This window comes from Pelagimonas sp., assembly GCF_050633425.1.
GTDB lineage: Bacteria > Pseudomonadota > Alphaproteobacteria > Rhodobacterales > Rhodobacteraceae > Pelagimonas.
This window is the reverse complement of sequence record NZ_JBOEGM010000015.1, coordinates 16770-28036: the sequence shown is the minus strand read 5'-3', so window position 1 is coordinate 28036 and position 11267 is coordinate 16770. Positions and strand designations below refer to the sequence as shown.

Annotated in this window: 11 protein-coding genes; 9 read left to right on the top strand and 2 right to left on the bottom strand. The window is 55.9% G+C overall.

What is annotated here, in order from left to right; translation table 11 throughout:
• The 4 genes from ACRBB0_RS13195 to ACRBB0_RS13180 all read left to right on the top strand — a co-directional run.
• Positions 1 to 761: hypothetical protein (locus ACRBB0_RS13195; RefSeq protein ID WP_431374906.1), on the top strand; the 761-nt coding region annotated here is incomplete at its 5' end.
• A 523-nt stretch (positions 762 to 1284) separates the two neighbouring features.
• Positions 1285 to 1962 (top strand): hypothetical protein, encoded by a 678-nt coding sequence (locus ACRBB0_RS13190; protein WP_431374905.1) that lies wholly within the window; start codon positions 1285 to 1287, stop codon positions 1960 to 1962.
• Between the two features lie 737 nt (positions 1963 to 2699).
• Positions 2700 to 2996 carry a hypothetical protein gene (locus ACRBB0_RS13185; protein ID WP_431374904.1) on the top strand — a complete coding sequence of 99 codons (297 nt, stop codon included), beginning with the start codon at positions 2700 to 2702 and terminating at the stop codon, positions 2994 to 2996.
• 486 nt (positions 2997 to 3482) lie between these two features.
• Positions 3483 to 4286 (top strand): DODA-type extradiol aromatic ring-opening family dioxygenase, encoded by an 804-nt coding sequence (locus ACRBB0_RS13180; RefSeq protein ID WP_431374903.1) that lies wholly within the window; start codon positions 3483 to 3485, stop codon positions 4284 to 4286.
• Positions 4287 to 4535: 249 nt separating this feature from the next.
• Here the strand turns inward: ACRBB0_RS13180 and ACRBB0_RS13175 are convergent, their stop codons facing one another.
• On the bottom strand, positions 4536 to 4928 hold the full coding sequence (locus tag ACRBB0_RS13175; protein WP_431374902.1) for a winged helix-turn-helix transcriptional regulator: 393 nt from the start codon (positions 4926 to 4928) through the stop codon (positions 4536 to 4538).
• A gap of 108 nt (positions 4929 to 5036) precedes the next feature.
• On the opposite strand from ACRBB0_RS13175, the gene ACRBB0_RS13170 reads away from it, so the two are divergent.
• Together ACRBB0_RS13170 and ACRBB0_RS13165 are read left to right on the top strand one after the other, a co-directional pair.
• On the top strand, positions 5037 to 5900 hold the full coding sequence (locus tag ACRBB0_RS13170) for an SDR family oxidoreductase (RefSeq protein ID WP_431374901.1): 864 nt from the start codon (positions 5037 to 5039) through the stop codon (positions 5898 to 5900).
• 49 nt (positions 5901 to 5949) lie between these two features.
• Positions 5950 to 6618: an NAD(P)-dependent oxidoreductase gene (locus ACRBB0_RS13165; RefSeq protein WP_431374900.1), complete on the top strand. Its 669-nt coding sequence runs from the start codon at positions 5950 to 5952 to the stop codon at positions 6616 to 6618.
• A 6-nt stretch (positions 6619 to 6624) separates the two neighbouring features.
• Here the strand turns inward: ACRBB0_RS13165 and ACRBB0_RS13160 are convergent, their stop codons facing one another.
• Positions 6625 to 7512, bottom strand: a complete 888-nt coding sequence (locus ACRBB0_RS13160) for a LysR family transcriptional regulator (protein ID WP_431374899.1) — start codon at positions 7510 to 7512, stop codon at positions 6625 to 6627.
• Between the two features lie 114 nt (positions 7513 to 7626).
• On the opposite strand from ACRBB0_RS13160, the gene ACRBB0_RS13155 reads away from it, so the two are divergent.
• From ACRBB0_RS13155 to ACRBB0_RS13145, 3 genes are all read left to right on the top strand, one after another.
• Positions 7627 to 7989 (top strand): DoxX family protein, encoded by a 363-nt coding sequence (locus ACRBB0_RS13155; protein ID WP_431374898.1) that lies wholly within the window; start codon positions 7627 to 7629, stop codon positions 7987 to 7989.
• A 68-nt stretch (positions 7990 to 8057) separates the two neighbouring features.
• Positions 8058 to 9095 carry an LLM class flavin-dependent oxidoreductase gene (locus ACRBB0_RS13150; protein WP_431374897.1) on the top strand — a complete coding sequence of 346 codons (1038 nt, stop codon included), beginning with the start codon at positions 8058 to 8060 and terminating at the stop codon, positions 9093 to 9095.
• A 358-nt stretch (positions 9096 to 9453) separates the two neighbouring features.
• A complete protein-coding gene (locus ACRBB0_RS13145) occupies positions 9454 to 10980 on the top strand; it encodes a glutamate synthase-related protein (RefSeq protein WP_431374896.1) in 1527 nt (508 codons plus the stop codon).
• Positions 10981 to 11267: the final 287 nt, after the last annotated feature.

Below are 11267 nucleotides of genomic sequence, written 5' to 3'. Positions count from 1 at the left end.
AGGAACCGGTCGCTGAGGGTGAGGAAATCGATCCAGATATGCTGTCCGACCCGGACGGTGTTCTCGCCGATGTTCGGCTCGCCGAGATTTACGACGATGGCAGACGCTGGTTGGCTATTGGGAACGCGCAGGGGCGCGATGTCGCGGATGGTTGGCTTGTCGGCATGGAAGACGGTTCTAGCCGACCGGGCAATCCCGTCATGCGGCTGGATGACACCACCCTGCAATGGGCCCCAATCGAAAACGCCGTCGCCGGTCGCATTGGAGGCACATATTGGGCACCTTGGATGGTTGATCTTGATGGGAATGTGGCAATGTCTTCCGATTCCGGGCTGATTACTGTCGGAAGCGGTGCGCGCGATGTTGGTGAAGGCTGGATGCTTGAGGGGCAACGCCAAGAAGACGGTGGCTTTGCGGTTAAACGCTTCGATTTTCAAACCGGCAGCTGGGTAGATTTGGGCATATCCGCCCTCCGTGTCGGCGGAAGCTACAACGACCCTTGGCTTGTTGGCCCACAAGGCGACGTCCTGCGCTGGAACGGTGACGCGTTTCAGTCCCTTCCGGGTCTAAAAGCCCGAGATGTCGCGCAAGGGTGGGCAATTGGAGACAGGCTAACCAACGAAGGCTACACCATTCACTTTTTTGATGATGCAACCGCTTCTTGGAAACGTGTCCAGGGTGGAGCGGCAAACATCGGCGGAACGCGCGATTTTCCAATGATCATCGGATATGCAGACAACCGGGTTTATGTCTTTAGATGACCGCCCAGAGCATGACTCCTAGCCAAACTCGCACCAAGCTTTCTAGTTTTTTCGCGAAACTATGTCTTCTAGCCAGTGATAAAATGCAACATTTGACGCCGCGAGAAAGCCATGACCAAGTCTTTCAAACTTTTCATAGCCCAAAATTCAGCCATGCCAAAAATGTCAGGCCGTCACCTGTTGACGACGAGCTAAGCCTGCATAGGCTGGGTCAGGGATCTGCTGGGCACATCTCAACAAAAGAACAGTATCCAACAAACGGCGCTTTTTTCCTAAACCGAAGCGTCTCACAAAATGAGTTTGAACAATGATCAAGAAAAGCACGTTTTGGAAACATGCAGTCGCCTTCACGTTTCTTTTTGTCGCCTCTACTGCCGACCCTATTTCAGCGCAAACAATAAACGCGCAAGACAGCGCCACTCCCTATGCTTCTGTAAGAGGGTGGTCGGTCCACAGCGTCAGCGACGGACGCGGTATTTATGCCTGCCGGGCAACACGCGGATCCGGCTACATGGACCAAATCATGTTAGAGTATAATGGCTTTGACGAAACTTGGCGCTTGTTGGTGCAAGGCACCAAACCCGGTGGCGGTGGGCCCGGCGTCAAAGGTGCTGCAGTCTATTTTGACGGTAGACTTGCGGACAGACAGGTTCACTTTGGTTTTGATGGAGAAGACGGCACCAGCCAAAGCCATGCCAAGTTGGACTTGATCCCATCAGATTTGCAAAGTGTTGTAAAAGGAAGCACGATCCAGATTGAAATCAATGGTGAGACGTCTCGTAGTTGGAACTTAAACGGCTCAACCGCAGCTACGCTAAAAGTTTCGGAATGCGCAACACAATTCGGGTTCACCCCCAAAACAACGCCAAATTCCCGAAAGGCGACAAGTGCAAGCCCTGGTCCAGAAAGTGCAACCGTGGATGGGTACAATGTGGGATATGTCGTTTACCAAGGCGGCGTGTTTCGGGTGTTGAACGGAGATCGCTGGGTCGAAGAGAAGCCTGACGGCACCCAATTGAGTTTTCAGGTATATGATCGGAATAATGAAAGTGTTTTTTTGAATGATGCTTCTCGCAATCTGCAAATCTGGCTCAATTTGCCAGCATATCAAATCTACTTGACCAAAGGGTTTGACAATCAATCCTGGTCATTTTTGTATTCTATTGATTGTTTTGACACCCACGCGTCACGTGCGTGTTAGACATTGAGAGCTTTGGTTTAAAAGTTCCAAGGTTCAAATGTGATCGACAGAACGCGACGACATCGGTTTTGTGTTTAGCAAGCTAAACAGGTCCAAGCTGGGCCTGTTTGACGGACCAACAAAAATTGCGGGCAGGAAGCTTTTGCGGTTTGATATGCGGGTGCCTCCCGTTCAAACTCCACCGCTGTGCCAAAGGTATCTTCCTGCTCGGCGTACACGGGTGCTACCGATATCCGCGCTCTTTTTGGGGCGTGGTCGATTTGGCCGTAGATCGAGGTATAAAGACGATCGATCAACCGTTTTCAGTTGGGCGCAAAAAATTCGGCCCCGAGCTTGCGACACGATCCCAGCGACATCCGAAGCGATTAAACTCAAACGGGCAAATGCCCTCTCAAGTTTTTGCGTCGCAAAACCCTTCTGGACGGCGGATGAAACCTGTTTTCGAGTTCTTGGACCGTCTTTTCAACACTTGTCGTTTGAAGCCATCATCGCTGTGCCTCCCCCATCGTTTGCGCGTCAACGACAGTTCCGGCCCAAACCTGCCGTTTATCTTGTCTGATCATCGCTACGGTGCGGCCCGTCACACTGGACTTTCGCGACATGTTTAATTTCCAAGGCCTATGAAGGTCAGCAGCGCGGGCGGAATAACGATTGAACCGTTGCCATGCCTGAATCGTCTTACTTGCTCAAACGCCCTAAAACCGTTCATCGTTATGCACCGCTGCAGGAGCAAGAAAATGGCATATGTTAAAGTCGTATTTACAGAATTTGTGGACGATGGTTTTCCGTCGGTAGGAGCATTCGAGTTCACCGACCTGCAGGGAGAAACTATTGTGATCCATGAAAAACTCTGCGTCGTCGGATTGGATGAGGCTGGAACAGCAAGCCAAATTCCAATGAATGTGGGCTTGGAGTGCATGATCGCTTCGGAGACACATGACCATGTTATGATTGATACCAGCGCCCCTTATGCAATCGAAGATGTACAAGGCCGAACCCAATTTCAGGTTAGCCCCAATTTGGTTGGTCGCTAGGTCAATGTGGGGTCGGAGCTGATGTCGGCATAACAACAGCAAATAGAGGTGGCTGCGATCTTGCCCATGTGAACGACGCCCCAAACCGGGCCTTAAACGCCGTTTATCTTTGCGAGGCGCGGACCGACGAAGGCGCAATCACCGTGATTTCAATAAGAGGGCGGCGTCGCTCGTTATTGGAATGGATGGCCCGGTGAATGCATAGTGCTACCCATGAACGTGGTCGAGATAGCTTTTGCCATGATTGTCTTGTGGGCGCGCGGACCTAAGGCTCCGATTGCACCACGTGGATCGGCTTACCGCCTGCGCTTTATCCTTAGCCTGCTGTGCAAGCGATCCAATTCGGACGTTTGTCGGCTGACTTGCAGAAAAACTGCTTTCTTCTCACAAAGCACTGGCGCGCCCTTTCCCTGCGAAACACACTGAGACTTACTGAAACGGGCCAGGTTCCCAGCAGCACCATCCAATCATTCAACCGAGGATATAATGACCAAGACCAACACCCTACCAACATATTTTATCTCGCACGGTGGCGGCCCATGGCCGTGGATACCACAAATGCGCGAAACCTTTGCTCCGCTAGAGGCATCTTTAAAGCAAATGATCGCCGATCACGGTGCGCCGCCCAAGGCCATTCTGATGATCTCGGGCCACTGGGAAGAAGACGAGGTCGCAATCATGGGGGCTGCCAAGCCGCCAATGTTGTACGACTATTCTGGCTTTCCGCCCCATACCTACGACATCACTTATGACGCCCCCGGTGCACCAGATATCGCAGCGAGGACGCTGTCGCTTTTGCAAAACGCGGGGATTTCCGCACATATCGACACGGATCGCGGCTTTGACCACGGGCTGTTTGCCCCGATGGAAATCATGTACCCCAAAGCGGATATGCCGATCTTTCAGGTCTCGATGCTGAAATCTTATGACCCCGCCGATCACATCGCCATTGGTCGCGCGCTCAAGCCCCTGCGGGATGAAGGGATCATGATTGTCGGATCAGGCCTGAGTTTTCACAATCTCAGACTGTTTCGGGGTGGTGGCGAAGAAGCGTCAGCCCAATTCGATGCCTGGTTATATGACGCCATGTCGGCTAGGCCTGACGCACGTCGCGAGGCTATTTTGAAGTGGGAAACCGCCCCTGCTGCGCGCATCTGCCACCGTGAAGAGGATCATTTGGTTCCCCTCTTCGTCGCCCTTGGTGCAGCCGAAAATGAACCGGCGACACGGATTTTCCATGACGTCAGCAAAACGCTCGGCATCACCGTTTCGAATTACAAATTCGGCTAAACCACACGGCAAACGCGCGCCCACACCAGCCCAAAGCCACTTACAGTCTGTCTGACGACTGCAAATGGTGGGCTGTTTGGGGGCGAGGCAGCGCTAGAACCGGGCAGAAACGTACCAGTTCGCGCTCAGAACCTAGCCGGCAAAAACCTCCCAACGGAGACCACGACGACAGCCCGCCAACACTGCACCAATAGCCTGCAAACGGCCCCTTGCCCGGCCTTTTAAGGCCGCGAAAAACGCTCACCGTGGTTAATGACGCTCGTCAAAGCTTGCGCGAAACTTGCTGATCTCGTCGTGTTGCGCCATGGCCCATTCGACCATGTGGATCAGCGGCGTCAGGAAGGATCTGCCAAGATCTGACAGACTATAAACGACGCTTGGCGGTTTCGTGTCAAAGACTTGCCGGATCACCAACCCGTCACGCTCAAGGTCACGCAGCGATTGCGTCAACATACGTTTGGAGATGTCTGGAATCCTGCGCGCAAGGGCGTTGAACCGCATCGGGTCGGTCTCCAATTCCAGCAAGATCAGGCTTGTCCATTTCGACGACACATGCCCCAGCACCGTGCGCACAGGACAATTCGACAGGTCAAACCCATCGGCCTGCATTTTCTCAAGTCGGGCGCGTCCGGGTCCGGTCATCAACGTTACCTCCAAGTAACCTAGGTACAAAATCATGCCTCCTTTACGGGGCAATCAGCGGTCTCTATCTGAGACCTATACACAAAATGCACCCTAAAGGACAACACAATGACAAAACTTCTGGTGACCGGGGCCTCGGGTCAATTGGGCGGAATCGCGATCGAAATCCTGGCACAGAAAACAGCCAAGGAAAATATCGTCGCCATGGTTCGCAGCGATGAACAGGCCGCTGCGTTTGACGCCAAAGGTATCGCCACGCGCCGCGGCGATTACAATGATCCTGCCAGCCTGGCACAGGCTTTTGCGGGCATCGACCGGCTGCTGTTCGTATCGGGGTCCGACTTGGAAAACCGGATGGCCCATCACACGACAGCGGTCCATCAAGCACAGGCCGCAGGGGTCAAGCACATCGTATACACATCGCTCCTAAAAGCGAGCGATAGCCCAATGCCACTGGCCGCCGATCACAAGGCAACCGAGACGCTGATCGCACAGAGCACACTCTCCGCGACCATTCTGCGCAACGGCTGGTACAGCGAGAACATGCTGATGGGACTGGAGCAGGACCTCTCCATGGGGCAGCATTTCGGCGCAGCCGGAGAGGGCGGATTTTCCTTTGCATCCCGCGGGGATATGGCCGAAGCAGCGGCGATTGCGCTGCTGGGGGGCTTTGACGGGCAGACGCTTGAACTGGCCGGGGACACGGCACTGACGATGGCAGAGTACTGCGAAATCCTGTCCGAGGTTTCCGGCAAACCGGTGGCCTATGTCGACCTGCCCCAGCAAGCCTATCACGACGCGCTGCATAACGCTGGCCTGCCCGAAGCCTTGGCAGGATTTCTTGCCTCGACTGACGCCTTTGCCGCCCAAGGTGCCCTATTCGATGACAGCGGCACCCTGTCCCGGATGCTGGGGCGCCCGACAACACCTATGGCGACAGTGCTGAAAGACGCGCTTGCGGCGCGGGGATGAGCACAGCCCCTCTTAAGCCTTCAAAACAGACTTTCAGGAGAGAACGACAATGACCAAACGCATATTGGTTTTGGGTGGCACTGGCCGCACGGGATCGCATGTGATCAGCAAGGCACTGGCGGCGGGAATATCCGTCAACGTGCTGGCACGCCGCCCCGAGGCGGTTACTCAAAAGCATGACAATCTGACAGTGTTCACAGGCACCCCCGAAAAGGCTGATGATCTGGATGCGGCGATGACAGGCTGTGACGCCGTCATCGCAACGATGAACAACGCCCGCGCGTCGGATTCACCCTTTGCCAAAATCGTCAATTCCCCGACATTGCTGACCGACATTTTTGGCAATGTGATTGCCGCAATGCAAAAGCACGGCATTCGCCGGATTGTGCAGCTTGGGGCGACAGGTGCGGGCGATAGCTTTGAAGCGGCCCCATGGATTTTCCGCCAATTCATCAAACGCACCAACCTTGGCGTCGCTTACCGCGATCACGAAGGGGTCGAAGCCGCGCTGGCCGCGTCAGGTCTGGACTGGACCGTGGGCCGTGCCGTGGGACTGGGCAAAAAGACCGGCGATGTGACCGAAAGCTACGTCGTCAATGGCACGTCCCAGCCCAAACCCTCTATGCAGATCGCACGGGAGAGCGTGGCCGAATGGATGGTGGCGGCATTGGACCGCAGCGATCTGCATGGCAAAACGCCGACCATTTCCGTGGTCTAAAGACGATCATCGGCGGGTCTGGCGCTGCGCCAGGCCCAGTTCTTTGATGCATGACAGCATGGCCTGCACCTTTTCCGTGCGGTGCAGGTCAACATGGGTGACAAGCCAACCGGTGACCTTCCAATCGGGATTGGCGGGCAGAATGGGACGCAGGTTTCCACGCCTTCGCGCATCTGCATCGCCCAAAAAGCCGATGCCAAGCCCCGCACAAACCGCCTCGACGATCACCCCGATATCGCGGGACGACAACGCGACCATATCCGGGCGGATCGTATCCTTGATCCAGTTGCCAAAGGGCAAACGACCATGGGGAAACTCGGGCAAGACAAAAACATGCCCGGCAAAATCGTCTTGAGTGTTGGGCGCTCCGTGGCGGACCAAATAGCTATCATGCGCATAAAGATTGAAGCCGATATCGCCAAAATGCGTCACCACATAATCGGGATGTTCGGGCTTTGCTCCCGCGCGCAAGGCGATATGGGCCTCACCGTATTCCAGCCGCGCAAGATCCTCGCCCACGTCGACATGCACCACGCAATGCGGGTTTTTCGACCGAAACCGGTCGATGGCCCCCATCAACAAACCAGAAAAAGGCGCGAGAAGGGTCAACTTGATCTCACCTTCGATCTGGTCCTTGCCCCCTCGCACGCGCCCGGCAAGATCCTCAATCATTTCGTCGGCCTTTTGCGCCACGCGCAAGATATCCTGCCCGACCTCGGTCAGGGAGTAACCACGGGCGTGCCGAATAAAGATCGTACTGCCAATTTCATCCTCCAGCGTATCGATGTGTCGGTTCACCGTGGCGCGGTGCAGCCCCAAGGCGTCAGCCGCCGCGCTGACCGTTCCCAATCGGGCCACATGATAGGCCGTCCGCAATTCTGTCCATTTTTCCATACCATCAACTTGTACAATTTTCGCGCATATAGCGCCGAATATCCCGCATTGAACGCAAACTTGCAGCAATCTATCTTTGTTCGCAAGGAAAACAAAACACTTCAGGAGTTCCAAATGAAATATCTCTCTCTTGGCCTGCGCGGCCTTTTGACCTTGGCCTTCGTTGCTGCCGGTCTTGCAAAACTTGCTGGTGCCGAAATGATGGTCGCCACATTTGAAGCCGTCGGCGTTGGCCAATGGTTCCGCTATGTGACGGGCCTGATCGAAGTACTCACCCCGGTTCTGCTCTGGCTGCCAGGCAAGCAGGTGCTCGGGGCCGCCATCCTTGGCGCGACAATGGTCGGTGCCGTTTTGGCGCATCTGTTCATCCTTGGGCCATCCGCCGTGCCTGCGATCATCCTCGGCTTGATCTGTGCCGCCGTGATCTACCTCTACCGCGCACAAATCAGCGACCCGTTGGGCCGCACCGCAACCTAAGGCCAAACAACTTTGGTCGCGGCAACTCATGCGCGCGACACCCACTGAATGAAGAGACAGGAACGATCATGGAAATCGGCATCGACAGCTTTGCAGCCTTCCTCCCTGAAATGCAGGACCACACCAGTGCAGGTGCGGCACAGCGGATGGCCGACCTTCTGGCGGAAATCGAAACCGCCGACCGCGTCGGGCTCGACAGCTTTGGCGTTGGTGAACACCATCGGGCCGAGTTCCTTGACGCCTCCCCTGCCATCATTCTCGCCGCTGCTGCAGCCCGCACCAAAACCATCAGGCTAAACTCTGCCGTAACAGTGCTTAGCGCTGCCGATCCGGTCCGTGTGTTTCAGGATTTTGCGACAATTGACCTGATCTCGAACGGTCGTGCCGAAATCGTCGCTGGTCGCGGCTCCTTTATCGAGGCCTACCCACTCTTCGGCTTCGCGCGCGAAGACTACGATGCGCTCTTTGCCGAAAAATTGGGATTGTTGATGCAGTTGCGCGAAGAGACCCATGTAACATGGCAGGGCCGCTTTCGGCCAGCACTGACTGGGCAAGACGTTTATCCGCGCCCTGTACAAGACAAATTGCCGATTTGGCTTGGTGTGGGCGGCACGCCCGCGTCCTTTGCCCGCGCAGGTACTCTTGGTTTGCCCCTGATGATCGCCATCATTGGCGGCAGCTTTGAGCGGTTCCGCCCACTGGTCGACCTCTACTATCAAGCTGGCGAACAGGCTGGGCACAAACGCGAAGATCTCAAGATTTCGATCCATGCAATGGGCTTTGTGGGCGAAACCGACCAAGAAGCCCGCGATGCCTTTTATCCCGGCTGGGCACGTGTGATCAAAGATATCGGTCGCGAACGTGGCTTCCCACCCCCAAGCCGCGCACAATTCGACGCGCTTTGCGGTCCCGATGGAGCCTTCCTTGTCGGCAGCCCCGAAACTGTGCGCGACAAGATGATCGCAGCAGATGCAACGATGGGCGGCATCTCTCGGATCACGTTCCAGATGAGCACAGCCGCGCTCAAAACGGACCTGATGCAGAAATCCATCACGCTCTTGGGCAGCAAAGTGGCCCCCGCAGTCAGAGATGACCTAAAAGCATAAGAACCCGATTGTAAGATAAAATGTTAGGCGGGCGCGGAAACAGCGTTTCTTTGCCGCCCCCTAACGACACCCTAAAAGGCCGCGATGGTTCAAAAGAAACCGCATCTGGCAACATGGTGACCCGTGTATTTTTGTGGGATTTGCGCTGGCGATCCTGAACAGCGCCTGGATATGCAATTGGCACAACTGGGGCGGCGCGCGCAGGCTCGGTGTCGGGTCACGTCTAACCTGTCTGTTGCACCAGCCCCAAATGATCATTCCCCTTCCAATCGGTGATCCTGTTGAAATTGGGCGTGACAGCAGCAGGTAAAGGCGTTCAACTTAGCTCATCGCAATCACGCCAGCCAAGGAGCTAGCCATGACGCAAACCCCTCCGATTATTGCTGCAAAACGACCTGCTATGGTCGAACTCGAGGCCGGGAAAGACTATTATTGGTGCCGGTGTGGTCTGTCGAAATCTCAGCCATTTTGTGATGGCAGTCATGCGAGCACCGACATAACACCGTTGAAATTCACCGCCGCCGAAGATGGAAAAGTCGCGCTTTGCCAGTGCAAAGCCAGCGCGAACCAGCCCTTTTGCGACGGCACCCATGCGACGCTCGGAGATTTGAAGGAAGGCGATGCCGCGCCGGAGCCAAAATCTGACCTCCCACAGGCGGCACCAACGCCCGAAGAACCAACGGTGGCGCGTATCCACGAACTCGCCCGCGACGGCCTGAGCAAACTGGGCCATCACGGTGAAATGGGCGCAATGGGTGTGCCGCGCAAAGATCTCCCGCATTGGGACGACATCCAAATTCTGGCGGCTCAAATGGCCCGCAAGCCTTTGTTAGATACTCATCCCGTGTCGACAGACGTTGTAATAGGCCCCCGCGCGGCCAAACCGTTGACCTTGTCGATTCCGCTGTTTGTATCGGACATGAGCTATGGGGCGCTCAGCGAAGAAGCAAAAACCGCTCTGGCCCGCGGTGCCGACCTCGCTGGTACGGGCATTTGCTCGGGCGAAGGCGGTATGCTCCCCGAAGAGCAAGCCGAAAACACGCGGTATTTCTACGAATTGGCCTCTGCAAGATTTGGCTGGGATATTGCTCTGGTCGACAAGGTCCAGGCGTTCCATTTCAAAGGGGGCCAAGGGGCCAAGACCGGCACCGGCGGTCACCTTCCCGGCGACAAGGTGCAAGGAAAAATCGCAGCGGTACGCGGGTTGGAACCGGGCAACGCGGCCATCTCGCCCAGCACCTTCCCGGACCTGCACACCCCCGCCGATTTCCGCAAACTCGCGGATCAGGTGCGGGAACGTTCCGGCGGCATTCCCATCGGTTTCAAGCTGTCTGCCAACCACATAGAAGACGACATTGATTTCGCCCTTCAGGCCAGTGCCGACTACATCATTCTGGATGGTCGCGGCGGCGGCACGGGTGCTGCGCCATTGATCTTCCGCAATCACATCTCGGTGCCAACGATCCCGGCTCTGGCCCGCGCGAGGCGGCATCTGGACGCCAAGACAGGGCGAGAGGTGACCTTGGTCATCACTGGCGGTTTGCGTGTCGCAGAGGATTTCGTCAAAGCGATGGCGCTTGGGGCCGACGCCGTGGCGCTCAGCAACAGCGCCATGCAGGCGGTTGGCTGTATCGCCGCGCGGATGTGCAACTCAAACAACTGCCCCGTGGGTGTTGCGACCCAAAAACCAGAGCTGCGCAAGCGATTGGACGTACAACGCGGAGCCGAACAATTGGCCCGCTACTTTGGTGCGTCAGTGGAACTGATGCAGGTTTTGGCGCGAGCCTGTGGTCACGACAGTCTCAGCGGGTTCCGACCCAACGATCTGACAACATGGAAACGCGAGATGGCTGATCTGAGTGGGCTTCGCTTTGCAGGCCTATAGATCTATGGTGCGCGTGGGGGCGCAAAGAGCCCCCACGTTTGACACTGGAAATCCAAAATCTTTGATGGGCCTTGATTTACCTTGGGTTTAGCGAGGCGTTGCAACTTTGCTGCCCCGTGCCGAAAAACATTTGCTTCAGCAAAAGCTCATCCCCGAAAGACAGAGTCATTTCGACAGGCCAAAGTAGACGGGGCCAATTAGACGTGACCAATTGGACCGGGCCAAGTCGAAGCGCCGAGCAAACCAGGTTCAGTTTTGATGTCGCGTCAAGTGCTGATGCCGCCAAG